This window comes from Nodosilinea sp. LEGE 06152 (assembly GCF_015207525.1).
Classification (GTDB): Bacteria; Cyanobacteriota; Cyanobacteriia; order Phormidesmidales; family Phormidesmidaceae; genus Nodosilinea.
Genome location: NZ_JADEWR010000003.1, coordinates 276245 through 301231 on the forward strand (window position 1 = coordinate 276245; position 24987 = coordinate 301231).

The 24987-nt window shown below is 58.4% G+C and carries 18 protein-coding genes; 16 read left to right on the forward strand and 2 right to left on the reverse strand.

Annotation, left to right across the window (positions count from 1 at the left end):
• Positions 1-129: 129 nt before the first annotated feature.
• Both IQ265_RS06060 and IQ265_RS06065 read right to left on the reverse strand, forming a co-directional pair.
• The gene (locus tag IQ265_RS06060) at positions 130-573 is read right to left on the reverse strand and encodes a hypothetical protein (RefSeq protein ID WP_194051554.1); all 444 of its coding nucleotides are present in this window, start codon (positions 571-573) and stop codon (positions 130-132) included.
• Entirely contained in the window at positions 566-1342 is a 777-nt protein-coding gene (locus tag IQ265_RS06065; RefSeq protein WP_194051556.1) for an AAA family ATPase, read from the reverse strand. The genes IQ265_RS06060 and IQ265_RS06065 overlap by 8 nt, the downstream gene beginning before the upstream one ends.
• A gap of 665 nt (positions 1343-2007) precedes the next feature.
• Between IQ265_RS06065 and IQ265_RS06070 the strand changes: the two genes are divergently transcribed.
• From IQ265_RS06070 to IQ265_RS06145, 16 genes are all read left to right on the forward strand, one after another.
• A complete protein-coding gene (locus IQ265_RS06070) occupies positions 2008-2559 on the forward strand; it encodes a hypothetical protein (RefSeq protein ID WP_194051558.1) in 552 nt (183 codons plus the stop codon).
• A gap of 69 nt (positions 2560-2628) precedes the next feature.
• A complete protein-coding gene (locus tag IQ265_RS06075) occupies positions 2629-2982 on the forward strand; it encodes a hypothetical protein (RefSeq protein WP_194051560.1) in 354 nt (117 codons plus the stop codon).
• Positions 2912-5725, forward strand: a complete 2814-nt coding sequence (locus IQ265_RS06080) for a hypothetical protein (protein WP_228037629.1) — start codon at positions 2912-2914, stop codon at positions 5723-5725. The genes IQ265_RS06075 and IQ265_RS06080 overlap by 71 nt, the downstream gene beginning before the upstream one ends.
• Positions 5722-6444, forward strand: coding sequence for a hypothetical protein (locus tag IQ265_RS06085; protein ID WP_194051562.1), 723 nt, complete (start codon positions 5722-5724; stop codon positions 6442-6444). The genes IQ265_RS06080 and IQ265_RS06085 overlap by 4 nt, the downstream gene beginning before the upstream one ends.
• A 40-nt stretch (positions 6445-6484) precedes the next feature.
• Positions 6485-7585 (forward strand): hypothetical protein, encoded by a 1101-nt coding sequence (locus IQ265_RS06090; RefSeq protein ID WP_194051563.1) that lies wholly within the window; start codon positions 6485-6487, stop codon positions 7583-7585.
• Between the two features lie 30 nt (positions 7586-7615).
• On the forward strand, positions 7616-8350 hold the full coding sequence (locus IQ265_RS06095; protein WP_194051565.1) for a hypothetical protein: 735 nt from the start codon (positions 7616-7618) through the stop codon (positions 8348-8350).
• Positions 8350-9819 (forward strand): TrbI/VirB10 family protein, encoded by a 1470-nt coding sequence (locus IQ265_RS06100; protein ID WP_194051567.1) that lies wholly within the window; start codon positions 8350-8352, stop codon positions 9817-9819. The genes IQ265_RS06095 and IQ265_RS06100 overlap by 1 nt, the downstream gene beginning before the upstream one ends.
• The gene (locus IQ265_RS06105; protein WP_194051569.1) at positions 9816-10544 is read left to right on the forward strand and encodes a hypothetical protein; all 729 of its coding nucleotides are present in this window, start codon (positions 9816-9818) and stop codon (positions 10542-10544) included. The genes IQ265_RS06100 and IQ265_RS06105 overlap by 4 nt, the downstream gene beginning before the upstream one ends.
• 64 nt (positions 10545-10608) lie before the next feature.
• Entirely contained in the window at positions 10609-12276 is a 1668-nt protein-coding gene (locus tag IQ265_RS30470; protein ID WP_194051571.1) for a M23 family metallopeptidase, read from the forward strand.
• 11 nt (positions 12277-12287) lie between these two features.
• On the forward strand, positions 12288-12806 hold the full coding sequence (locus IQ265_RS06115; RefSeq protein ID WP_194051573.1) for a hypothetical protein: 519 nt from the start codon (positions 12288-12290) through the stop codon (positions 12804-12806).
• Positions 12806-14536, forward strand: coding sequence for a type IV secretion system DNA-binding domain-containing protein (locus IQ265_RS06120; RefSeq protein ID WP_194051575.1), 1731 nt, complete (start codon positions 12806-12808; stop codon positions 14534-14536). Before IQ265_RS06115 ends, IQ265_RS06120 begins: the two co-directional genes overlap by 1 nt.
• A gap of 10 nt (positions 14537-14546) precedes the next feature.
• Positions 14547-14945, forward strand: coding sequence for a hypothetical protein (locus IQ265_RS06125; RefSeq protein ID WP_194051577.1), 399 nt, complete (start codon positions 14547-14549; stop codon positions 14943-14945).
• Positions 14933-16504 carry a hypothetical protein gene (locus IQ265_RS06130; RefSeq protein ID WP_194051579.1) on the forward strand — a complete coding sequence of 524 codons (1572 nt, stop codon included), beginning with the start codon at positions 14933-14935 and terminating at the stop codon, positions 16502-16504. Before IQ265_RS06125 ends, IQ265_RS06130 begins: the two co-directional genes overlap by 13 nt.
• A gap of 2 nt (positions 16505-16506) precedes the next feature.
• The gene (locus IQ265_RS06135) at positions 16507-23190 is read left to right on the forward strand and encodes a strawberry notch C-terminal domain-containing protein (RefSeq protein WP_228037630.1); all 6684 of its coding nucleotides are present in this window, start codon (positions 16507-16509) and stop codon (positions 23188-23190) included.
• Positions 23187-23489, forward strand: coding sequence for a hypothetical protein (locus tag IQ265_RS06140; RefSeq protein ID WP_194051581.1), 303 nt, complete (start codon positions 23187-23189; stop codon positions 23487-23489). Before IQ265_RS06135 ends, IQ265_RS06140 begins: the two co-directional genes overlap by 4 nt.
• Complete coding sequence (locus IQ265_RS06145; protein ID WP_194051583.1) at positions 23461-24987, forward strand: bifunctional DNA primase/polymerase; 1527 nt, start codon at positions 23461-23463, stop codon at positions 24985-24987. Before IQ265_RS06140 ends, IQ265_RS06145 begins: the two co-directional genes overlap by 29 nt.

The following is a 24987-nucleotide window of genomic DNA, read 5'->3' on the forward strand; positions in this document are numbered from 1 at the left end:
TATTTGCCGATCGCGCCTCAGCAGACTAAACACCTCCCCCTGCTCAGGGGTAATCAAAATCCTGAACTCTAAAATCATCATGCTTGCTTGACCCCAATTCGTTCGCTTAGTAAGCTCCGACGCAATCGTCTAACCCCTCAATCGCTTCTGCATCGTCTCCAGCTTCCTCAAATCCGCCGCCCGCTTCCGGCGCTGGTAGCGCTCCTTCGCCACTCCATTCACCGCTTGCATCGCCTTCGGGTGCTCTATCAGGTAGAGGTACGCCGCCTCAAACCATACCTCCTTGGTGATCTTCTCATCCATACAGAGGTGGCGCAGGGCCGTATCAATCTCTTCCTCCAACCGGGTCGTTGTCCGCACTAGCTGTGGCAACTCCGCCTCATCATCTTGGCTAACAGACATACTGACGTCAACACCTGTAGACTCGCTAGAGTCACTATATCCCGACCCATTGCCCCCCACTGCTACCTGTTGAGGAGACTTCACAGGTAACTCTGCCCCCAACCCATCAGGACGAGGTGGCACACTCGGGCGCTGCCGCTGCATCAGCCGTTCCAGCGCATCCTCAGCCATTCCCTTGCCCCTGCTCTAACGCCTCAATCACCCTGTGCAGCGGAAATTCCAACTCCTCGTACCCAATCTCTGACAGCCGCTGCCCCTGCCGAATCGCCTGCTTGTAGCGCTCACTCTCCACAATTGACGGCAGCACCGGGATAGCCCCAACCACCTGCTGCATGGCCGCTATGGCCTCTCGGCTATCCGTTGCCTGCGACCGGCCAAACCACTTATCGCGAAACGGCAACACCCCCAGCACCTGGCCCTTAAACGCCCGTATGCGCCCCATTTCCTCCAGCAGTTCTAGGCTGCACAGTAGTGAATTTACCCCCTTGGTTGAGGCCTCCGCTGGAATTAGCACCCATTCCGAGGCCCCCACCACTGACAGGCAAATCTGGGTGCGCTGGGGCGGCGAGTCGATAATGCAAACGTCAAACAACTCCTCCACTGCTTCGAGGGCATGGCGCAAGGCCAACGCCCCCATCCCAATGGTGGCCAAGTATTCCTGGGCTTTGTGCAGCCCCTCATCAGCCGGAATTAGAAACAGATTCGCCGTCGCCAGCGGATAGATCCCATCGGCTGTTTCCACCTGGCCCTTCAGCACCTCCAGCAGGGTGGGTTCATTTGCCTGAACGTCATGGCCTAGATAAAAGGTGAGATTCGCCTGCGGATCGGCATCCACCATCAGCACCTTCTGGCCCCGGTGTGCCAAGAGCTGCCCTAGCAGCAGCGAGACCGACGTTTTCCCTTGCCCCCCAGAGAGCGACAAACAACTTACCGTCTTCATAGCCGTGTTTCACTCCCCGTACAACACTTAGCCTCTGCCTATCTCGACATGCCATGACCCACCAGCGATCTGGCCGTCATCTAAGCTCGTGAGACAATAGGCATCAAGACGTATTGACGTCAATACGTTTATTTTTGTGTCTGTAAATTAGTTGCCATGTGATTTTGTCCGTTAAAACTTGACGGTTAAGTTGAAAATTCCTGTGGAGAAAGGGAACTAATCAACATGGCAAAACGTCGCTTTTGACATTTTTTATAGATCAATTTCGATTGCAACTATAGAGTTCTTGCGTTTAGATAATCGCGTTTATAAGTAGCAGTAATACTTTCAAGTGATGGGAATTATGTATGACTTAAGTATAAAAAGTGTTCCTGCCTTGAAAATATACATAGACTGGTCAATAGCTTGATTAACATCACGCAAGATTACAGGATAAGGCACGATATTCGCTGTCTTGTATAGGCTTTAGGCATGGATTCGAGCTGTCTAAGCCTGAATTCGCAATTTAGTTTCTCATTTCCCCACCGTTGAAAAATATTGCTATATTGATCAAATCTTTACGTAATTCGAGTTGAATACTTCACTCATTGGTGAGCACGCGAGTCATGTCATCTGACTGATTTCAGGAGACTTCAATCATCAGTCAGACTCAATTCATTTGAGCCATGAAAACTCTCTACATTTTTCCGCTGATGGAACGTCTGGTGAGCCGGATGAATCCTCTTCCAGACCTGCCGCTATTACTCGTAGCGTTCCAGTGCATTGCTCTAGACGTCCTCATCCACGGCCCCGCCTTACTCATGATGCTGGCCGTGGCAGGGTTTACAGGCCTTGCCTGTAGGCAGGACATAACACCCTCCCGTTCCCTATCCAGGCGGGTTTCTAAAGCCCAGGGTTTCAAGCGAAAGGCTGCGCGGCTCCTGGGATTGGGGTTGCTCTGGCTGGTTACCCTGCTGGCCTACCCTGCCCAGGCCCAGTTCTTCGGCGATGCTGAAACCTGGATGACCACCAACTTTGGTACGGCGGCTGGCGACGCCATTCCCCTGGTGTTTAACGTGCTGCGGGGCCTGTTTCTGCTCTACGTCGGCATCTCGCTGGTGCGGGTGATCAACAGCGCTCGCAACGACGAAGATTGGCAAACGATTGCCCGCACGCCGCTGATTATCATTATCGCCGTCACCGCTGGCGATGTGCTGACGTCGCTAATCACTGGCTAGTTGTCGCCGTGTGGCCATTCAGATCGAGGGTGCAGCTCTACACCGTCCTTTCAGCACTGCTAGCGACTTATGGCATCTAAATTTCGTCCCGTTAACTCCATTCTGGGGGCGCAACCCCGGCTAGGCCCCATTCCAGCCGACCAGATCATTCCCTGGTTCTGCATCATGGGGGCGTCTTACCTGCTGGGTCGCGGGTTCAGCCTCAGCTGGATTTCCATAGGTTTCATTGCCGCCTGGGGCATGTCTACCTGGTGGATTCTCACCGGGGGGCAGAGCTGGAAGTTCACCGCAAAATTTGTGCCGACTCCCACTTGGAGTCGCGGCTATGCCCGATATCTGAGGTTTACCTACGATGAAACAGACCATTGGCAAACACCGACTCAAGCTCGGCAGCCAGTTCGTCAGCACGTTGACGCCCTTTGAAGATGCACTCAATCTCGCCGCTATGGTGCGGATCGAGCTGCGGGGGCGACAGGTTGGAGCCTACGTTCTCACGAAGGGCAAGAACCGCGAGCACCTCTGCTTTGTGTTTGGCTTCGACTGCCGGGGCATCCACAACACATTGACCGATGAGCAGGTGGAGATCGTCTTTGACCAGCTGGAATCGGGGCTTAAGGATCTGCCCAACGGTGAGCGGCTAACGATTCATCTGGGGTCGTTTTCGGCGGACTGTAAGCGACAGCAGGATCTAGCTCAATTATCTAGCGGTGCCCCCAGCGCTGCCCTCAAGTTCCTGCTTACCGCTGAACGCGCCCGAGTCCAACAACTCACCCAACAAGGCCTGCGCAAACCCAAGTTTCTGCGGCTGTACGTCACCTACACCGTCCAGAGCGGTGCCGAAGGAGCCCAGGACATTATCGAGAAGGTGATCAGCAGGGGCGAAACCCTCTGGAAGTCGTTTACGGGTGAGCTGCGCCAGGCCAAGAACCAGCGCCTGCAAACGGTGATCACGAAGGCCTTTACCGACGGCTTTTTGCTCTGGGAGCAGGTGCTCTCAACCAAGATGGGGCTCTCGGTCAAACCCCTGGGTGAAGGTGATCTGTGGACGCTGCTGTGGAACCGTTTTAACGCCAGTGACCCCATCGACATTCCCCAGCTGATCATCCTGGATGGAGACGGTCTGCACGAGCAGGTCAACTCCGACATTCACAGCACCACACTGCTAACGCGGGCGGGGGTGCCCACTGCTGGGAAAACCTGGGTCAAGGTCAAGGGCCAGTATGCGGCCCCGCTAACTTTTCTCGAAAAGCCGGGAGGCTGGGCCAGTGAGGCGGCTCAACTGCGCTACCTGTGGGAGATCCTCTCCCGCGAGACGGTGGCCGATACCGAAATCTTCTGCCAGCTGACTCGGGCCAACGAAACCCTGGTAAAAACCACCGTGCAGCGGATGCTGAAGCAGTCAAACCTGACGGCTACGTTAGCTGAAGACAGTCACTCGGTGGATGTGGCCGCTGAGCTGAAAATGAAGCGCTCGATTGAGGCCCAGGAGGAACTCTTTGAGGGTGCCCTACCCATTCACACGGCTGTTGTGTTCCTGGTGCATCGCCCGGATCTGGAGCAGCTGGATGAAGCCTGCCGCTATATTCAGAGCTGCTTTCGCCGCCCGGCCTGGGTAGAGCGCGAGCAAGACTACGCCTGGAAAGTGTGGCTTCAGACGTTACCCATTGTCTGGGAAGCCTTGATGGCGACTCCCTTTGGGCGACGGCAGCTCTACCTCACGGGCGAAGCACCGGGGCTGATGCCGCTGGTCGTGACCCAGCCCTGCGATAGGAGCGGCTTTGAACTGATTGCCGAGGAAGGCGGGCAACCCATCCACCTGGATCTGTTCAACCAACACCAGAACCTGGGCCTGTTTGCCACCACCCGAGCCGGGAAGTCAGTACTGGTCTCTGGCATTTTGACTCAAGCGCTGGCCCACCGATTTCCGGTGGTGGCGCTTGATTTTCCCAAGCCCGATGGCTCCTCCACCTTCACCGACTACACCCAGCTGGTGGGCGGGGCCTACTTCGACATCTCCCGCGAATCCAACAACCTTTTCGAGCTGCCCGACTTGCGTCACCTGCCGGGTGACGAGCGCAAAGAACGTCTCGACGACTTTCAGTCGTTCCTGGAGTCGGCCCTACTGACCATGATTGTGGGCTCGGGAGCCAATAGCTCGGTGATGACCCAGACCATTCGCTCGATTCTGGTGCTGGCGCTCAATGCCTTCTTTGCCGACGCCCCGATTCAGCGACGCTACCTGGAGGCGATGGAAGGGCGCTTAGGCTCAACGGCCTGGGCACAGATGCCCACCCTGGCTGACTTTCTCGACTTCTGCACCCCAGAAAAGCTGGATCTGAACCAGGTGGGCGGCAATATCGCGAAGGCTCTGGACATGATCGATCTACGGCTCAGGTTTTGGCTCTCCAGCCGGGTGGGACGAGCGATCTCTGCTCCCTCCAGCTTTCCCACCGATGCCCAACTGCTGGTTTTTGCCCTGCGGAATCTATCCAACGAAGAAGATGCCGCTGTGCTGGCCCTTTCCGCCTATGCCGCTGCTCTGCGGCGAGCCCTGGAAGCCCCGGCGTCCATCTTCTTTATTGATGAAGCCCCCATCCTGTTTGAGTTTGATGAAATTGGAGCCTTGATTGGCCGACTCTGCGCCAACGGGGCCAAGGCTGGAATCCGGGTAATTATCTCGGCTCAAGATCCCGATACTGTCCATAAATCTCCCGCCAGCGCCAAGATCTTTCAAAACCTGACCACTCGGCTGATTGGTCGCATTCAGCCCATGGCGGTGGATAGCTTTGAGCGCATTCTCAAATATCCCAAGGCTGTCATCAGCCGCAACGCCAGCGAGAGCTTCTTTCCCAAACGGGAGGGGATTTACAGTCAGTGGCTACTTGATAACAACGGCCTCTACACCTACTGCCGCTACTATCCCGCCTTTGCCCAGCTCGCTGCGGTAGCCAATAACCCTGATGAGCAGACGACCCGAGACCTGGTGCTGCGCCACGCCCCCGATACCTTCACAGGCCTGGCGGAATTTGCCCGGCTGCTGGTGCTCTCAATTCAGTCGGGTGAACCCCTATCGGTGATCACCGAGCGCTGGTTCGCCGAGCGCAATCCTCATCCTGAAGTTCCCCTGTTTCCGCTCAATTCGCTGCCTACTGGAGGTCATTCATGAACCATCGCTTTCGCGTTGCCCTAATCCCCATCCTGGCTACCACCCTGCTGGTGGCACCCATGAGACCTGCCGCCGCCTCACAGGTCGATACCACGTTCACCGATATCTTCAGCATTTTCCGCCAGGCCTTCGAGACCAGCAAAACCTACATCGAGCAAACCCTCTCTGGCCTGCTCACGCCGCTGCCCGGTGATTTAGAGGGCGTGATCCAAAACGCCCTGGGGGATCTGGGCCTGGTTGACCCCAATCGGGTACGTTCTGAAATCTCGACGGAACTGGCGACCATCCTGGAGGGTGATCTAGCTCAGTCCGACAGCATCTATGCAGGCATTGAAACTGCCAACGAAGTGGATCGGCAGCTCACCCGCGCCCAGGTCGATGCGGTGCTGGGCCAGAGCGGACAAGCCGCCACCCGCGACAAAATCACCTGGATTGAGGACACCATTGGCCAGGTGCAGCAGCACGCCGATTCAGCCCAGACTGCTGTCTCTACCCAGGCGGCGATCAAACAGATGGCGCAGCAAAATGCGCGTCAGTCAGAGATTCTGGGGGCGGTGCAGTCAGAACTGCTGCAATCTCGCCAGGACGCTCAGTTGACCAACCTCAACCTGGCCAACATGTCGCAGAACCTGGATCAAGAGGCCCGTGCCCGTCGCCTCCAAGAGTTGGGCAATGCCCTCGACACCCTGCAAATTAGCGCTCAGGCCCGTTTGTTCTAGACGTCTGTCAGTCATGACGTCAATTTAGATGTGAACTCCCATGCTGCTGAATTGGCCCGTCTCACCCATCGCCCAGTTACCCCGCGACACTGCCGACATCATTGAGGGCGGCGCTGTCGCGTCTGAAGCCGTGGCTGAAAGCTGGAACCAGCTCTGGGAGAGCGTGCTTCAGGGGGGTCTTTACTTTGCCCTGGCTCGGGTGGGGGTCTTATTTGCCGTGGCTACCCTGCTCCTGTTTATGACCCAATGGACACGGCAGATGGTGGAAGGGGAAAGTAGCCGGGCTTACGCTGACTTCATCTGGCCGCTGCTGGTGATTGTGCTGCTCTCTAATAATGGCGATCGCCTGGCGGCCATTACTTTAGACATCCGCAACTACATCAACCAGGTCAACCAGGATGTCTTGTCCTACACGGCGGCTGATATCCGCCTGCAAGAGGCCTATCAGGCGGCGGTCTTAGAGGGCTCGGTGGAGCATACCATAATCCAGCGCCGCAACCAGTGCTATGAACTGCAAAACCCCGAAGAGCGGGCGAATTGCATTGAACTAGCGGCGATTGAAGCCCGAGAGTTTATCGAAGACTACCGTGCCAGAACCGGCAATCCCAATGCCCTGTCCCGTGCGTTGGAGTCGGCTCAGGCTGGGGACAATCCCCTCGATTCGGGCCTTAGGTTCGGAGGGGCGCTGATGGGTTCGGGCTTTCAGACCGTGACCCGAGGTCTTTTGATGGCGCTGCATATTGCCTTTCAGTGGCTGATTGAAGCCTCGCTGTTGCTGACCGCTACCCTGGGGCCGCTGGCCGTGGGTGGCTCGTTACTGCCGGTGGGGGCCAAACCGCTGTTCGCCTGGCTGACGGGGTTCTTTTCTTTGGCCATAGCCAAACTCAGCTTCAACATCCTCTCGGGCCTGGTCTCTCTAGCGGTGCTCAATGCCGGGGATTCTCACCCATTGATTGCCCCCTTCTTTTTGGGCCTGCTGGCTCCCATTCTCTCTCTAGCGCTGGCATCCGGCGGTGGCATGACGGTCTTTGGAGCTTTGACCAGTACCGCCGGGGTGATTGCGGGGACGGGAGCCATGGGTGGTATTGCCCGTGCCCCTGGCTACTCGGCTCGTCGTCGAGCCTATCGCGTGCGTCGCTGACTTCATCCCTCACTCACAAGGAAACACCCCATGGTGCAGTTGATTGAGAAACGCAACACAAACTACCTACCCCTATTTGTCTTGGGCAGCGTGGGGTTGCAGCTGGTGATGCTGGTGGTCTTGTTTCTTCAGGCCGGTGCCCTAAGCCGTCTCAGCAGACAGGATGCCCCCACCCTGGTGCAAATGCAGGATGGGCAGGCCATTCGAGTCGGCACCATGGGCTCTCGGGAGCGCACCCCAGACACGATCCGGCGCTTCGTCAACGACACCCTGGTGCTGATGTTCAACTGGAGCGGCAGCCTGCCTGCGACCACGGCAGAAGAGGCCAACCAGCTTAGGGCCGACCCTGGCCTACCGATTGAGGTGGAACGGGGCAGACGCAATATTGCCACCGCTAGTTGGCAGGCTAGCTTTGCCTTTTCCGAAGACTTCCGCCAAGACTTTTTGAAGCGGGTGGCCGAATTGACTCCACCGGGGGTCTTCACCGGTACGAGTCAGGTGGTGATGGTGATCAACCACGTCGGCAGCCCTGAGGTGGTTGGGGAAGGCCGCTGGAAGGTGGCGGTGGTGGCCCATCTCTATGTCTTTAACGACGCCAATGCCCTGGGCCAAGCCATTCCCTTTAACCGGGAGGTGTTTGTCGAGGCCGTCACCGCGCCAGCCGTGCCCGATGGCGATACCCCGCTGGAGCAGGCCATCTACAGCATTCGCCAAACCGGCCTGCAAATTTATGCCATCCGTGAACTTGAACGGGAGGACTTGTGATGACGACACCCAATAATCTGTGGGATGACCAAGAGATGGCTGACCTGGTCGGACTCCACCTGCCAGAACCTGCCGCAACTGAAGAACAGGCGGCTGATTATCCAGTTGCACCTGCTACCACTCTGGAGACAGAACCCCTTCTGGATGCTGAGGATATTGACGGGCAGGCACTAACTTCTCACAAGCCCAAACTATCCCTGGCGGCTAACCCCTTCACAAAGCTGGGTGTTGTCGCGGCTGGGACGGGTCTGGTGATCGGGGTTTTAGCCGTGTTCACCAGCGGGGTGATGAAGAATGACTCTCCACCGGCTGAAGAGGTGCAAGCCGATTTTCCAGAACCCATGGTCGAGGGAGAGGAGGTGATTACCACCGATGACCGGGGCCAACTGCTGACCGATTTAGCGATGGGGCGGCAGCAGGCTGAACTGGAGGCCTTGGCCAATGAAGAGCCTACGGCTCAACCGGAAGCGCCAACGGCCAGAGAAACCCCTGAATTTTCTCCTGCGCCTCCACCCCCGTCACGACAACCCCAGCCTGTTGCAGCGCGGCCCACCCCGACACCGCTGCCGCCTCGACCAGCACCCGTCTCCCCCGCTGTTTCAGCCCGTCCCGTCGCATCCCAACCGATGGCCCAACCTGTCGTTGATCCAACGGAACGATGGCTAGCGCTGTCCCATTTGGGGAGTTACGGGCAGAGCAGTTCCTTACCGCAGGAACCCTCTGCACCGCTAGTCCCAGAGGCTCCAACGTCAGTGGCTCAAGTCAGCACCCTACCCTTACCCCGTGACATCAACCATGCCGAAGAAGCGGCCATTCTCCAGGGCCAGCCAGTGGCATTGCCCCCGACATCGCCTCTGCTGCTGACTGGAACCCAGGCCCCAGCTGTACTAGAGACGCCGTTGATCTGGGCGGCGGAGACAGACAGCCCTCAGTTTGTGGTGCAGCTGACCGAACCCTTGCTGACCGCTAATGGAGAGATCGGCTTACCGGCAGAAACTTCGCTGGTGGCACAGGTGACATCGGTAGCGGACAGCGGCCTGGTGCAGCTGGCGGTAGTCTCGTTCATTCAGGCGGGTCAGGAGATTCCGCTGTCCGCTGGAGCCGTTCAACTGCGAGGGGTAGAGGGCACCCCCCTGATCGCTCAAAAGTACGACGACCCAGGCATGGACATCGCTCGTATGGATGCCACGATGGCGGCCATGGCCGGGTTATCTCGGGCGGCAGGGTTAGTCAATCGGCCCAAAACCTCCTCGGTCATTACTGCTGCCGGAGGTAGCGCGATCACCCAGGACACTGGAGAGCCCAACCTTCTGGCTGGAATTCTCGAAGGCGCGTTTGAACAGCTATCGGGGCAGATGGAAGCACGCAATCAGGCGGCACTGGATGAAATCTTGAATCGCCCTGTCGTCTGGTATTTGCCAACCGGCACTGAGGTCGAACTGTACGTGAATCAAACTGTGGCGCTATGAAAACACCTTGGACTCCCTGGATTGTGGCCGGGACACTTTCTCTTGCAAGTATCTCATCCCACCCCGCCCAAGCTCAGTCAGCCTATTCCGTTTCTGCCAGCCATGCCCAAGGATTAACTGGCAGTCAGGCCCCCGTTATTCACCTTCGGCCCGGCTATGGCACCAACCTGAGCTTTATCCCGACGAACGAAAGCATCGTGCGGGTGTGGATCGATGATCCGTCCCGAGTCGCCCTGGATTTTGATCAGCCGCTTTGCCCCACCGCTGCTGAATCCGGCTGTATCTCGGGTCGTCCCTCGGTGGTTCATCTGAGACGGATTCAGGGGCTGGCTTTTGAGAATTTGCCCAGGGCCAGCGGCACGCTGCTGACGGTGATCACCGAGACGACTGGGGGTGATCGCCGCCTCTACGAATTCCGCATCGCCTTCGGTACGGGCGAGCCCGACTACCACACCGTCGTGGTTAACCCCACCTCCCCCATTCATCCGCTGCTGGGGCCAGGGGATGTGCGCCGAGGGCTTCAGGTAGCTGAATCCAGAGGACTGATCGCTCCCGACCAGGACTTGTGGAACCGGCTACAAACCTTTTTGCGGCTGGCCCAGGGTGGCTTGGCCGCACCTGCTGCCGCAGCGCAGGCTGGGGTTTCCTCTGAAGTGATCACCCGCCTGGCGCAGTGGGGTGCCAATGCTCGCGACGACCCGCCTTTGAACTCTACTGCTCTCTAGTTTCTCCACTCAGGTGAAAGCCATGACCTCATACTTGTTTAGGCGCAGGCGGCCATGGCGGCCTGTGATCGGGATTCTTGTTCTAATTTTGGCGATCGCGCTCCACAGCTGGCGAGTGCAACCGGCCTACTCCAGCCTCCAGCCGGGGTCGCCAGTGCCGGTGATTCAGGATCAGATCTTAGGCACCAAGCCCGACTGGGTACAGATCACCCTACGCACCCTGCCAGCGGTGCTAGAGTCTGGCTCGTTTGAGGCTCCAGCGGATCTGATCCGTCTGCTGGGCTACGACCCGTCGCGGGTCTGGCAGGCCGGTCAAACCGCTGATCAGTACATGCAGCTAGGCGATTTTCAGGAGAGCTTTCAGCTCCAGCAGTTCTCGCTGTACGAGATTGCCGCTGTGGTGGGGCTGGATTGGCCTGCCCTGAGGCTGGCGGATTTTGCCCTGGTGGCCTGGCAAACCCTAGGGGATTTGGTGCAGGCGCTGCCCGATCTAGCCAACCGTCCGGTGGAGTCCGTGGCCCCGATCGCCGATCTGCTGAAGGGAGAAGTAGACCCGCAAACTGCGATCGCCGAGGCGCTCCAAAATCAGGCTCTGGCGTCGCTCAGCCTGGGAGACCTCAACCTGGAGCAGTACGGACTAGCCGATATTCCGGGGTTGATAGAGGCCCCGCTGGAAAGATTCCGCGACTGGCAGCAGTCCGTCATCGATCAGGTGCCCGGTCTCGCCGATGTCCCCTTCGCCAACTTCCCCAACCCCATCGTGGAGCAGGGCGTGGTAGTGGGCCAGGTGGATGTGGTGTTTGGCCCGGCGGAGGGCGATCGCACCAACACCATCAGCGGTAGCTATGTGGAAGGGTTCAATGTGCCCTGTGACGCTGACTGCGCCCACCTGGAAATCGGGCAGCCCACGCTGGTAGAAGGCACCCAGTGGGTCTCGGGCAAGTACCAACAGGTGCGCGGCGGTCGTGGGGCCTTGGCCGCCGCCAATGGCGGGGTTGAACCCACGGGTCGCCATCCCTTTGGCAATGCGTTCAAGGTGGCGGTGTTAGAGACCGATGAGGCCTCCGGCACCGCTGAAACCGGGCTGTATTTTCGCATGTGTGTCCGCAACCTGTTTGTGGACTTGGGCTGCACTCCCTATTTCATCGGCCCCATTCCCTGGCTGCCGGTGCAGGAAGAGGGCATGGTCTTCTTGGGTCAAATCAAGGAAGGTCTTTCGACCACCGATTCAGCCGCCGCCGCTACGGCAAAAGGAATTGACCCGCAGACCGGCGAACCTAAACCCAACCCAGCCCCTGTCGCCAGAGCTTCAGGCTCTCCAGGGACTGCTACTGGACGATTCATTCACCCCGCACCGGGCTATGGCGTCACCAGTAGCTTTGGCTATCGCACTCACCCAATTCACGGCGATCGCCGCCTTCATAGCGGCACCGATTTTGGCACTCCCACCGGCACCGTCATTCGAGCGGCTGACGGCGGGCAGGTCACCTTCGCGGGCATCAGCGGCTCCCTCACCAGCGGCTACGGCAGGCTCGTCATTGTCAATCACGGCAATGGCTTAGAGAGCTACTACGCCCATCTACAAGGCTTTTTTGTGCAAGCGGGCGACATCATCGCCCAAGGCGATCCGGTTGGTCGTGCCAACAGTACCGGCTGGTCAAAGGGGCCGCATTTGCACTTTGAGGTGCGTCAGAACGGCCAGCCCCAAAACCCTATGAACTATCTCAGTTGAGGAGTTTAGCAATGAGACTTAACCGTACTGTCTTTGCTGGTTTAGCAGGCCTCTGTCTCCTGCTTGTCGGTCTAATCTCTGTCGTGGGCCTCAATCTGGCTCGGGCATCAGACCCCATTCCAGAGGCGGTCTACGATTGCCTGCCCCCCCAGACCCAAGCCACCAAACTCTGGGGCCTGGTTGAAGCAGCCTCCGGCAGCTACCTCCTAATCGGGGCTGGTGAAGGCGAGACCTACCAGGAAGTGCTGATTTACCTGGATGCTCAATCTGCCTGCCGGTCACTACTACCGGAGGATGACCCGGTGCTGAGTCACTACATTCCCCTGAACTTAGCCCGCGAGTTAGCCCTTCAGCGCTACACCCAAGTGCTGCAAGAACAGGGCGGACGCGACGCCTATCAGCAGCAGTTGACCGAGTATCTGACGGCAGCCCCTGAAGGTACCCGCAGTCAGTTTCCTGAGGAATACCTCTGGGCGCTAGAGCAGCTGGGCATTGAACTACCCCCTAATAATTATGAGGTGCTGCGCTGATGCGTTACTACACCGAAACCCCCTCAATTCTGGGGCAGGTGAATTCCACCTCCACCCAGTCAATTTCTCAGCTGGTGACCTCACTCCAGTCTCGCCAAGGGCTCACCTTGCTGGGCTGTGCCGTGCTAATTGCCGCCTTCTCCCTCATGAGCCAAGGCAAGAAAGGTAAGCTCGCCACCAGCCGCTTTGGTGGAAGTCCCGAGAAATCTGCTGCCCGCAAACGAGCGGTGCGACAGATTCAGGAACGCAAACGCAACGCAGTTTCGCTCTATATCGGCAAGCCTACCCGCAAGCAAGATGCCCGGTCTCTATACCTGCCCGACCTTCAGCGGGGCATCGCCGTTTGTGGTGGGCCAGGCTCCGGCAAAACCTTCAGCGTCATTGACCCGCTGATTCGCTCCGCTCTCGACCAGGGTCTACCGGTGGCTATGTACGACTTTAAGTACCCGACCCAAAGTGCTCGCCATGCCGCCTATGCCGCCAAGCTGGGTTACGACGTGCGAGTGCTGGCCCCCGGCTTTCCCGAGTCTGAGGTGTGCAACCCCATCGACTTCCTCCGCAGCGAGTCCGATGCCGAGATGGCGCGGCAAATCGCCACGGTGCTGAACAAAAACTTTCGGCTGATGACCCAGAGCAGCGAGGATGGCTTCTTTGCTGCCGCCGGGGACCAACTGACAGAAGCCCTGCTGATGCTCGCTAAGTCCACCCCGTACCCCGACATCATGACTGCCCAGGCAGTACTCGGGCTGACCAACCTGGGCAATCGGGTGGCGGCAGCTCAAGGCATGAACAGCTGGATTCGGGTGTCTTTCAACCAGCTCATCGGGGTCAAGGATGCCGAGAAAACCGCTAGCGGCATCGTGGGCAGCGCCAGCGAGACCTTTACCCGCTTCATGAAAGAAGGGGTACTGGGGGCCTTCTGCGGCCAAACCTCCATACCCTTAGACCTGACCGGCAAGCAGTTGCTGATTCTGGGGATGGATCGGGAGCGGCGAGACGTAGTGGGGCCATTGGTAGCCACGGTGCTGCACATGCTGGTCACCCGCAATGTGGCCCAGCGGCGGCAAGATCCGCTGATTGTGGCGATCGACGAACTGCCTACTCTTTACTTACCCACCCTGGTGCAGTGGCTGAACGAAAACCGGGAAGACGGTCTAGCGGTCATTCTCGGCTTTCAAAACCTGGTGCAGCTGGAGAAAACCTACGGTCGTGAACTGGCTCGCGCCATCTTGGGAGCCTGTGCCACCAAGGCGGTCTTCAACCCCCAGGAATACGAAGCGGCCCGCATGTTCTCAGACTTTCTGGGAGACGAAGAAATCCAGCACAAGCAAAAATCGCGCAATCGGGGCGGTGGCAAATCCAGCACCACCATCTCTGATCAAGAGCGCACCCGCAAGCTGTTTGAACCCAGCCAGTTTCTCCGCCTACCGCCGGGTAAATGCATCTTGATCAATCCCGGCTTTACCTCCCGTGGGGAAGCCGCCATTCCCATCCAGCAGGCGATCAAGATTCCCAAGGCCGATGTTCAAGCCAGCGAGGGCAGCGAAGCTCTGTGGGCCAAAATCCACACTCGCTTGGTGCGCCGCAGCCCTCAGCGGATGCCTACTGCCGCTGATTTGGAAAAACGACGACAGATGGTGGAAGCGATGCTGCCGGAGCCCCAGGCCCCGGTCAACTCGGCCTACCCTGACCCCGCTGGCCTCATCGATAAATACAGCAGTTTGCTTTAGGAGAAACCCGATGACAACAACGATTCAATCCCCCGATCTCATGCTGGCGCAGACCCTGCGGGCAAAGCTGCCCGTCGATACGGTCACTGCCCTACTGGCTTACCCCAACATCGCCGCTGATCTGGCGTTGGAGCTAGATCAGCCGCCCCTGGGTGCTGACTATGTGCCTCGCGAGATTGAGTTGCTGTACGACGATGTGACGGTGTTTCACTGGCGGGATGGCCGGATTCAGGCCCAGTGCGCCGATGTGGATATTGACTATACGCCAACCCTGGTGGAGTGGCTGATCGATGGTGACACCGCCTACTTTTCGGTTCAAGGGCTGGAGGTGATTAACCGCATCACAATCATGCCCCTGATGGAGTTAGAAGGACTAGACCCCTTAAAGGAGGAACCATGCAAGCCGTAGTTAATCCCGGAGAAGCCAAACAAATCGAGCAGGATTATGCTCACACCACCCTGGCCTCTAGCGAAATGGCAGCGGCCACGGCTCAATCAACCGCCGAGGCTGTACAGGCCTTTATCCAGATGCTGCGCGAGCGGCTTCAGGCGGCTCGGCAAAAGGAGCAAGACCCGGAAACTGAAGCACAGGATTCTCAGCCCGAGGATGCCGTGGATCTGCCCCAAGCTGTTGCTGAGCCTATCGAGATCAAGATGGGCCGCGAGATTGTCTACCGCGAAGGCTATGTCGATAAAGACCCTATCAACAAGCTCAATGCCAATACGCTAAAGTTGCTCCAGGCCGCAGTAGATGCGCCTCCGCAATCGGGGGCTGAGGTGACTACCGGGGCCAAAGGGACGATCAATATCAAGGCTGGAGATGAGCTGGTTTACCGGATGAGCAAGGGGGCTGTTGAGACCAACCGGCTGGAGCCTGACTCGGCTAACCAGGCGGAAGTATCTCATCCTGCTGTCGTCCAAGGGCCAACAGATTCGGCTCCGCAACGGGCAGACGATACTGTGGCCCCAATCCCACCGCCTTTGTCCCCGGTCAAAGCGGAAGCAGAACCCGAGATTGCCACAGCCAAGGACATTCCGGCCCTTGTGACGGCTGTAGTGCCAGAGCAACAACCATCTGCAAGTCAGCCTGCACCCACCCGAGTTGCAGCTCAGCCTCTGGCTATGGCCTCACCCAAGGTGGTCTCCATCCTCGACGTGATGGAGCGCCAGAACCAGCAGGTGGTCGAAAAAGCCACCCAGAAATGGATGCAGCAAACCACTCGGGTGATGCAGCGCTCGTCCCAGCAATTGACTGAACGGGTGGTGGCTCTGGCGGCGAATATCCGCAGTCGGCAGGTCGCCTCTACAGCGGTGGATTTGCTCCAGAAATACGGCACCGCCTATAGCCCTGGTCGAGGCTTCTACGTGGCGGAAAACTACGTAGTCAGCTCTAAGGGCCGTATGGTCACTGTCTCAGACCGCGACGGTATCGAGTTGATGACGGCTCGCAAAACCCGCTGGGGGCTGGACATCCTCAAAAACGACATGGTGGCATCACAAGAGGCCGACTTCATGAAAGCCCGCCAGCAGATCCAAATTCAGGGGATTGATGGTCTGTCCCCAGAGCCTCCCATGCGGGTACGGCAACTGGGTAACCTCGCGCCAGCCGGGGACATGGGCATCACCCGCGATCTCACTGCCCTGGCCCTAGCGAAAACCGCCCGTAAACTGCTGGATGTCACTGGCAGCCGCCCCAACGTGCAGGGCAAGCGGGTCTTTCAAGGGGGTAGCCAGTACCGGATTGAGGAGACCCCCAACAGCCTGAAAATTCAAGCGGGTGAGAGGGGTCAGATTCTCAGCATCGACAACGGCAAAATCAAGTCTGATCTCACGTCTAAGGATGTGGCTTACTTCCGCTTTATTGACCGGGAACTCAGCCAGGATTTACAGCGGCACCAACCGGCGACAGTGACGCCCCTGAACAGCCAACAACGCAGCCGCGCTGTCGGCATGGCCATGGGTGAGTAGGAATGGTAGAAGATTCCCAACAGCAGCTCGTGAACCACTTCACCGCCCATTTTCTGGGGGGTGAAGGGTTTACGACAATTACCGCCGCCCGACAACAGGCGGCGCTGGTGTTGGGCACACCGGTCAACCCCGGCACAGCGCTGGCCAAGCAGGTGGATGAAGCGGTGGAGGGGGCGGTGGTGCGAGCGGCCCAGGGGATTCTTCAAGCCTCGGCCACTTCCCTCGATGCCTATGAGCAGCTGGTCGAGTTGCACAACCGCCAGCCAGCCCTCAATGTTCGTTCCTCCACCAGCGTGTTGCAGCAGGCCTACAGCACGCCCATTTCTATTGCGTTTTTGGCCTCTACCCTGGCGGGCATTACCCCAGACACCACCGTCTACGAACCCTCTGCCGGACATGGCGCATTGCTGGTGGGAACTGACCCCACCCAGGTGACCGTCAATGAACTCAATCCAGATCGCGCCGCTGACCTGCGGGCTCAGGGGTACCGCGTCACGGAGTGGGACGCAGCGGAGTATCAGCCAGAACGCCTGCACGATGTGGTGATTGCTAACCCACCCTTTGGCGCGGTGCGGGACGCGCAGGGGCAGCGTAAGCGATTCAGGTTGCCCGGCAATCTGCGGGGGACGACTCAGATTGACCAGGCGATCTCGTTTCAAGCTTTAGGAGCGATGAAAGACGATGGTCGCGCCGTTCTGATCCTGGGTGGCAAGCTAGGGGCAGACGAAGAGCTCCGGTCTGAGCGCTACAACAGCCTGGAAAGTCGAGGCTTCTTTTATGCCCTGTACCAGCAGTACGCCGTTACCCAACACATTTCTATCTGGGGTGACCTGTACCGAAAACAGGGCGCGGGTTTTCCGATTGATTTGATTGTGATTGAAGGCCGAGGACGGTCTGAACGCCCGTTACCTGCCGCTGATGTCCCGGTTATCTACAAATCGTTTGCTGAACTTAAGGAGTTGATTCCCCATGAACCTATCCACCATGCCCGTTTCACCCTGGACGTACCCGTTCATGACCAGCAAGTACCCCAACTTTTCCAACCTCTGGACACTGGAGGGCATGGGAACGCTATTTATCGTCAAGGTGCCACCAGCGCTAGAACATCTGAGCGAAGCGACTTACCTGCAGCTGATGCAAACCCGGCTGGACAGAATGATTCAGGACTCGGTCTCGGAAACCTCCCAAATCGAGACGCAAAAAGGGCTGGCCACGACCCTCAGCGAATTGGACTGGGCTCAGGAGATTCCGATACTGGAGCCGGACGAGGAGCCGGACTTCGCCCTGGAGTATTGGCGGCAGCAGTGGGCGGAGACCTTGATTCGGAGCAACTGGCGGTTTCAGGAACGACTGGGCCACTACGGGGGGATCTTTCCGGTAACGCCCGTAACCCCCAGCTACCCGGATTACCTGGACTGGCTGAGCCTACACGACGAAACCACGCTAGAGGCGTGGCTGAACGAACTAAGCCTATAGCCCTTCATCCAGAAACCACCATGAATACTCCTCTTGCAACCGGCGAGGCTGTGGCCCCGTCGGCAGACACTTATGATGTCCAGCCCCGGCAGGTGGCCTATGTGCCCAAAAGCAAAGGCTTTTCGACTCAGACCCTGATTCCCTTCAATATGGCCAGTGCGGCCCAGCAAGCGCTGGAGTGCTTTGAGCAGCAGCACGGCGACATTGATGAGTACCTGGCCACCCGGCTGGGTTATGGTTCTGTTTCTGAACTGCACGGCTACTTCAGCGCTGAGCAGGTCGATGCCTCAGCTCTGGCGATCAGCAATATCGAGCGGGGGGCCGGGTTCATCACGGGTGACCAGACCGGCATCGGCAAGGGCCGCATCTGCGCCAGCATCATGCGCTATGCCCAGCAGCAGGGGAAGATTGCGCTGTTCATCACCAAGGACAAACCGCTTTATGCCGATATGATGCGGGATGTGGGGGACATTGGGATGAGGCGGTTTATGCCCTTCATTACTGATAGCGGCACTGAGATTCCGCTGGCTAATGGCGCGGCGCTGAAGACTGCCGGGGCGGCGAAGCAACAGACGGAAATGCAGTCGATGATTCAACGGGGGAACCTGGGCCGTTACAGCGCTGTGTTTACCACCTACAGCCAACTCCAGACGGTAGGAAAGAAAGAACCGCTGCGGCGGACGTTCCTCAGACGCATGGCTCCTAACGCCATCTTGATCCTTGATGAGGCCCACCAGGCGGGGGGCAGCAAGGGCGGATGGAAAGAAGCGGGGCCACCGGATCGGGCTGACTTTGTGCGGGAGTTGATCGACCTGTCCTCGGGGGTGTTCTACTCGTCAGCCACCTATGCCAAACGGGCCGATGTGATGGATTTGTATGCCCGGCGCACTGACCTGCGTCTGGGCGTCAGCAGCATGACGGCGCTGGAGAACATTCTGACTCGGGGTGGGGTGCCGCTTCAACAGATTGTCGCCAGCAAGTTTGTGGCCTCGGGGCAGATGCTGCGCCGCGAGCGCTCCTATGAGGGCATCTCATTTCAAGCCAAGACGGTGCCGGTGGATCGGGAGGTGGCCGATGACTTCTCGGCGGCGATGCGGGCCATTAAGGATTTTGACCGGGCCAAGCAGAAGGCGGTGAAAGCGATCAGTAATGAGGCGAAGGCGGAAGCGAAGGCCTTGGGGCAGGATGGGGCAATTGGCGAGGTGGGAGCCAGGAGTACCAACTTCACCTCGTTGATGCACAACTGCATTGAGCAGGGGCTGCTGGCCCAAAAGGCAGATGCGACGGTGGAGGAGGCGATTGCAGCCCTGAACCGAGGTGAGAAGCCCGTGATCACAGTGGCCAACACTATGGGCAGCTTCATCGAGGACTATGCGGAGTCCCAAAATTTGAACCCTGGGGATGCCATGAGTCTTTCCTTTGGGGATCTGCTGGAGCGGTATCTGGAGCGATCCAGAGATGTGGTGGTGACTGACTACCGTGGCCACTCTACTCGGCTACGCCTCAGCGATGATCAACTGGGCAGCGATGCCGTTCTGGCCTATGAGGAAGCCCTGGATTGCATCCGCGAGTCTGACTTCAGCGGCATTCCCATCAGCCCCATCGACTACATCGAGCAGCAGTTGGAGCGATCTGGCTACCGGGTTACCGAAGTCACCGGGCGCAAGGCGGGCATCGAGTACGGGGCTGATGGCGCTATGGCCTACAAGGTGCGACTGGGGGAGGAAAAGACAGCCAAGGGCAGGATCGATGCGGTAGCCAAGTTCAACGCCGGGGATGCGGATGTCATTCTGCTCAACTGCTCGGGCTCGACTGGCATCTCGCTCCACGCCTCGGAGAAGTTTGCTGACCAGCGGCCTCGGCACATGATTGTGGCCCAGGCGGAACGAGACATCAATGTGTTTATGCAGATGCTGGGTCGGGTGCATCGTACCGGGCAGGTAGCGCTGCCTGCCTACACCTTATTGATGGGTGACCTTCCAGCCGAAAAGCGACCGGGGGCGATCCTCTGTCGCAAGATGGCGAGCCTGAATGCCAACACCACAGCGGCACGGGAAACGGATATCTCGCTGAACACCGTGGTGGATTTCATGAACCCCTACGGGGAGCAGGTAGTGACGGAACTGCTGGCGGATGACCCAGACCTCAATGCCAAGCTAGATTTCCCCGCTGCTCAAATCGGGAACGATGCCTCGGATATTGCTCTGATCAAGAAGGTGACCGGGCGGATTCCGCTGTTGCCCATTGCTGAACAAGAAGCGGTCTACAGCCTGATCGAATCGGAGTACCGCGACCTGGTGGATCAGGCGCGGGCGATGGGGGAGAACATTCTGGAAGCGGATCAGCTGGATTTGGAGGCTCGTCCCCTGGCGCGGATGGAGGTGATGGCCGATGACAGCGAGACGGCGAGCGAGTTCACGGGGCCGGTGTATCTGGAACTGGTAGAGGCCAAAAGTGAGAGTAAACCGCTGACTCAGCTTCAGGCGATTAATGTGGTGCGGGAATCGGTGGAACTCCCTGAAGTGTCTGCGGTAGACGCTCATGATTCAGATGCTCTGGCTGTGCGGGCCAGACAGCAGGTGGCGGCGACAATTACCGAGTTGGAAACGCAGACGAACCAGTATCGGCAGGCGGCAGTGGCCCAAAAGCAAGATAGCAAGGCGATTGAGAAACTGAATAACCGCATTGAACAGCAGCTCACGCATGTCTCTGGCGTGTTGGAAACCTTTGTGCCCGGCACACCGCTGCGGCTGGTGACACCAGCTAGCAAGACCATTCTCTATGGCGTAGTTGCTGGGGCCGACGCTAAGAAGCGATCTGGGAGCCCGGCAGCACCGAACCGCTGGAAGCTCAGGATTCTCGTCGCGGATTCGGCTCGACAGATTACGGTGCCCTTGTCGAAATTCAACACCGGGCGGGCGGGGGCGATCGATGCCACGGTTCAGACCGAAGATTGGTTTGGCAACAGCGTCTATTCCCTGTTCGACATGCAACAGGAGGCGGGGCGGGTCAACCGGCAGATCTTCACGGGGAACCTGATCAAGGCGTTTGAGAAATACTCCAACGGCAAGCTGGTGAACTACACCGACTACCAGGGCGAGGTCTGCCAGGGGCTGATTATGCCGAAGGGCTTCGATATTGAGTCGGAGCTGACCAAGGAGCCGGTGGCGTTTAAGGAGCCGCAGCAGGTGTTTCGGTTCTTGACCGATTTGACCAACCGGCAGGGAACGGTGAAAACCCTCGATGAGCTGTTGCTGCTGAAGCCTCAGCAGGCGGGGGACGGGTTCATTCTGCAAGCGCCGAAGTCCAAGGAGTCGGGGGGGCGCTATTACCTGGATGAGGATCTGATCTCGGCGGCGGGGTCGGATTTCTATTCAGTAGCCGATCGCATGGAAGTCGTCATCCCCCCAGAACGGCTGGAGCGGATGTTGGGAGTAGTGATGCACCAGCGGAACTATACCCTGGCGGCGTTTGAGTTTAAGGAGGCGGCGCGGCAGTTGATGGGGGTATCGCTGCCAACACTGGAGAAGGTGGAGGTAGAAGCGGTTAAGCCCCCAATTGTTTCTCAGCCGGTTGCGCCTGCGATCGCAAGTCAGCCAAAGCCAAATCCCATAGAGCCCATAACTCCGATTCGACCACCAGAAAATGCAGTGTCCCCAGGTGTACCCAATCCGCCCCCGATGGGCCAACTGGAGAAGCGAATTTTGCGGTTTTTGAGGAATGCTGGGATTGAGCAGGAGGTAATGACCTCCCAAGAATTTCACCTGCGGATCGAGAACGAACCGTTTATTCCACTGGTGGTAGAGCGGCAGGGCGATGAGCTGTATCTGACCCACTACCTGACCCAGAACGGCGATATGTTTATTGACTCGGAGATGGTGTTTCGGGTGCGGGGGGAGGGGCATATCGAGTTTAAGGAGACGGCGGTACAGAGTCTGCGGGGTGGGGAGTCGCGATTGCCCGATCGTGCCTTTGCCCAAGTTTTCTCCAAAAATATTGTGCAGCAGGGGTTTGCAGAAGCAGCCCAGGCTCAGCTACAGGCCCAGGCGGAGCCCGAAGTGTCCCCACAGGAACCGGAGGATGAGCGATCGCAGATGCCCAGCGACATGCGGCAGTATCTGGAAGTAAAAGACCAGTATCCAGATGCGATCGTGCTGGTGAAGTCGCCAGATCAGCGGTTTTATGAGGCGTTTTTTGACGGGGCTCGGCCCTTGATCGAGCATCTGGAGATGATTGGCACCAGCATGGAATCTGGGGTGAAGGAACTCGGACGGGTACGAGTGGCAGGGTTCCCGGTGGGGAGTTTGCACAAGTACTTGGACAGGTTGACCCGGCAGGGGGAGGTGGTGATTGCGGAGGGAGAGGGGGTGATCGCCCTTCACCCCCACCAGCCGACCGAACCAACCCTAAAAGAACCTGCCCCAATTCCTGTTGAACCCATTCCCCCGCCCCAGGCTTCAGCAGCAGCGGTTGAAGAACCTGAATTCCAGGTACAAAGCCTATTTGACCTCGCCCCGTTCAACGGGGCGCACCAAAATGGCCATCGGGAGAGCCATGCTGCCGATCCAGCCTGGACTGCTCCAGTGGAAGACCATCAGCCAACCGCGCCATTGTCAGAAGTGGCCGTAGATCCGCCGACACCCCCTTTATCTGGCCCCACGGTTCCAGCGGTAGCTGACCAGGGGCAACAGGCCAACGATGCAGCGCCCAAGGCATCAGAACCCTTGCCAGGGCCAGCTTTAGAGACTTTGCGGGACTGGTACCGCGCTGCCCGCGACTTGGGCCATGATCCGTTACACCTGGAACAGATCAAGCAGTTGGGCCTCTCAGCCAAACAGGCTAATGGTAACGGTCTTGGCCTCGCGCCAAACCTACAGCAGGCGATGGCTCAAGACCTGGTTCAATATCAGGCGTTGCAGCAGCGGGGGGAATACGTGGCCCAGGCTTCTAAAAAAATCCTGTCGGTGATCGGGCAGACCCGAGGCCCTCACACCCAGTTTCGCGGCAAAGTCTATGAACTGAAGCAGACCGCCGACCGGCTGACCGTCCGCCGGGTGACACCCCAACCCCAGACCATTCTGGAAATGGCCCAGGGGAAAATTCAACGCACGGTGGTGACGGCTGAAGACTGCCAGCGGTTTCAGCGATTTGTGCAGCGCCTAGAATCAGACCGTGTTCCCACCCCGACTTCAGCAGGACTTGAACGATGATGACCCTGGCCCCCTTACCCGCCGACTACCGCCCCCAGTCCATCGTGATTTTGTGTGATGGGCAAAAGGCTGTGCATGTGGAGGGCGATGAGATACAGCTCGATGTAGAGTGGACGGCGGAACGCGAACCTGACCGCTTAGAGATGTTTTGGGATGGGGTATTGGTCTATGCCCTGGTGAACCAGCAGCTCACAGTCAACCGTCTGGAACTGGTCACGGGTGCTGTCCATCCCATGGAATGGATCTTTCAAACCCCAGCAGGCCAAGTCGATGAACCCAGCCCTTCGCACCACGTTTGACTGGCTCCGGGTGCAGGGGCTACCACCGCTGCCCGTTGCCCCAGCCCAAGACCCGACTCGTTACCCGGCCCGCGATCTCGATGGCAGCCTGAAGCGCGACAAAGACGGGGCTCTGGTGCCTGCCTTTACCGGCAAGAATCCTAGCTATGTGGACAGCCGTGGAATTCCCCATCTCATCAGGCATACCCAGTATCAGAATCGGTTGCCGACTCAGGCTGAGCTTCAGACCTGGTTTGCCCACCCTGACAACGGCATTGGCACCCTGGGCGGCTGGCACAACATCGTTTGGGTCGATGTGGATGTGAAGCAATTTGAGTCGCAGCAGGCCTGCGACCAGCGGATCGCCAATTGGCTGAGCCAGTACCCGCTCTTACGGCAAACTTTTATCGAGCGCACTCACAGCGGCGGCTGGCGGCTGGCAGTGCAGGCTCACGAAAAGACGTTTACCAATTTCTCGCTGGATGGGGTGGGTGGCCAGCACATGGGGGAGGCTCTGGGCCAGGGGCGCTTCACGGTGCTGGCTCCCACGATTGGCCCAACTGGCAAAGCCTATGTCAATATGCAGCGGGTACCGCCGGTTTGGGTAGAGCGGTTGGATGCGATCGGGCTGTACCCGGTGAGTGGTCGAAGAGAGCAGAGGCCATCCCGTCAGGCTCGCCCCCTAATTCAGTCGCAGCCTGCCCAACCGGGAGTCTTGCGGCTGGAGGATCTGGCCGCAGCGAAGGCCCAGGCGGTGCTGCATGGGGATAGTCCATTAGAATCGCGATCGCACTCGCTGACCTTTGCCATGCGTGAATTCTATGGCTGGGAGAACTGGGCTGCCCAGAACCGAGTGCCGATTAGCGGCAATGCCGAGGAGTTGGCGCGAGCGGCGGGGGCTGCTTTGGGGATTGACGCTGAGCGGGTGGAGAGAATTATGGAGAGTGTTGTTGATCCGGGCAGTTGCACCCCGGCGGCGGTTTTTACGGGGGGTGAGATCAGCGCTTGGAAGCGCGTATGGAAGCTAGACCGAGGGGTATATCAAGAGCTGTGTCCTAGCAATACGAAGCAGTCTATCCAGACTACTGCCAGGAGGAACCATCACATTCTGAATGGGGGCAAACCTCAAAAGAAGCGAGACGCAGTCATCCATACTTCAGCAGTCCATCAGCCTGCAATCTCAGCGACTCAGATTCAAACGTTTGTACACCAGGCCCGAGAAATTCTGGCTTATGCCCATCAGACAGAGCGAGGAAAGGTAACTGGTGAGCGCTCGACGGTAGATCCCAAAGTTTGGGTGCAGGGGCAAATTTATCGAATAGCTGCCAAGGGGGCGCAGCTGACTATAGAGGCCCGTGACCGGGGCGCTATTTTGCAAGCCCAGGGTGATACTGTCACCTTGGAAAACCTGACTGTGGTTGATCTGAAGCGGTTTCAGGCTGAGATGTTGCGGCTTCAGCAACGCCATCGTCCTTGTGCAACGGCTCCAGCGATTTCTCGTCAAGGTCAGGAGCGCTGA

Coding starts and splice junctions, on each gene's coding strand:
- IQ265_RS06060 (WP_194051554.1), bottom strand. CDS start 573: ATGGCTGAGGATGCGCTGGAACGGCTGATGCAGCGGCAGCGCCCGAGT.
- IQ265_RS06065 (WP_194051556.1), bottom strand. CDS start 1,342: ATGAAGACGGTAAGTTGTTTGTCGCTCTCTGGGGGGCAAGGGAAAACG.
- IQ265_RS06070 (WP_194051558.1), top strand. CDS start 2,008: ATGAAAACTCTCTACATTTTTCCGCTGATGGAACGTCTGGTGAGCCGG.
- IQ265_RS06075 (WP_194051560.1), top strand. CDS start 2,629: ATGGCATCTAAATTTCGTCCCGTTAACTCCATTCTGGGGGCGCAACCC.
- IQ265_RS06080 (WP_228037629.1), top strand. CDS start 2,912: ATGAAACAGACCATTGGCAAACACCGACTCAAGCTCGGCAGCCAGTTC.
- IQ265_RS06085 (WP_194051562.1), top strand. CDS start 5,722: ATGAACCATCGCTTTCGCGTTGCCCTAATCCCCATCCTGGCTACCACC.
- IQ265_RS06090 (WP_194051563.1), top strand. CDS start 6,485: ATGCTGCTGAATTGGCCCGTCTCACCCATCGCCCAGTTACCCCGCGAC.
- IQ265_RS06095 (WP_194051565.1), top strand. CDS start 7,616: ATGGTGCAGTTGATTGAGAAACGCAACACAAACTACCTACCCCTATTT.
- IQ265_RS06100 (WP_194051567.1), top strand. CDS start 8,350: ATGACGACACCCAATAATCTGTGGGATGACCAAGAGATGGCTGACCTG.
- IQ265_RS06105 (WP_194051569.1), top strand. CDS start 9,816: ATGAAAACACCTTGGACTCCCTGGATTGTGGCCGGGACACTTTCTCTT.
- IQ265_RS06115 (WP_194051573.1), top strand. CDS start 12,288: ATGAGACTTAACCGTACTGTCTTTGCTGGTTTAGCAGGCCTCTGTCTC.
- IQ265_RS06120 (WP_194051575.1), top strand. CDS start 12,806: ATGCGTTACTACACCGAAACCCCCTCAATTCTGGGGCAGGTGAATTCC.
- IQ265_RS06125 (WP_194051577.1), top strand. CDS start 14,547: ATGACAACAACGATTCAATCCCCCGATCTCATGCTGGCGCAGACCCTG.
- IQ265_RS06130 (WP_194051579.1), top strand. CDS start 14,933: ATGCAAGCCGTAGTTAATCCCGGAGAAGCCAAACAAATCGAGCAGGAT.
- IQ265_RS06135 (WP_228037630.1), top strand. CDS start 16,507: ATGGTAGAAGATTCCCAACAGCAGCTCGTGAACCACTTCACCGCCCAT.
- IQ265_RS06140 (WP_194051581.1), top strand. CDS start 23,187: ATGATGACCCTGGCCCCCTTACCCGCCGACTACCGCCCCCAGTCCATC.
- IQ265_RS06145 (WP_194051583.1), top strand. CDS start 23,461: ATGAACCCAGCCCTTCGCACCACGTTTGACTGGCTCCGGGTGCAGGGG.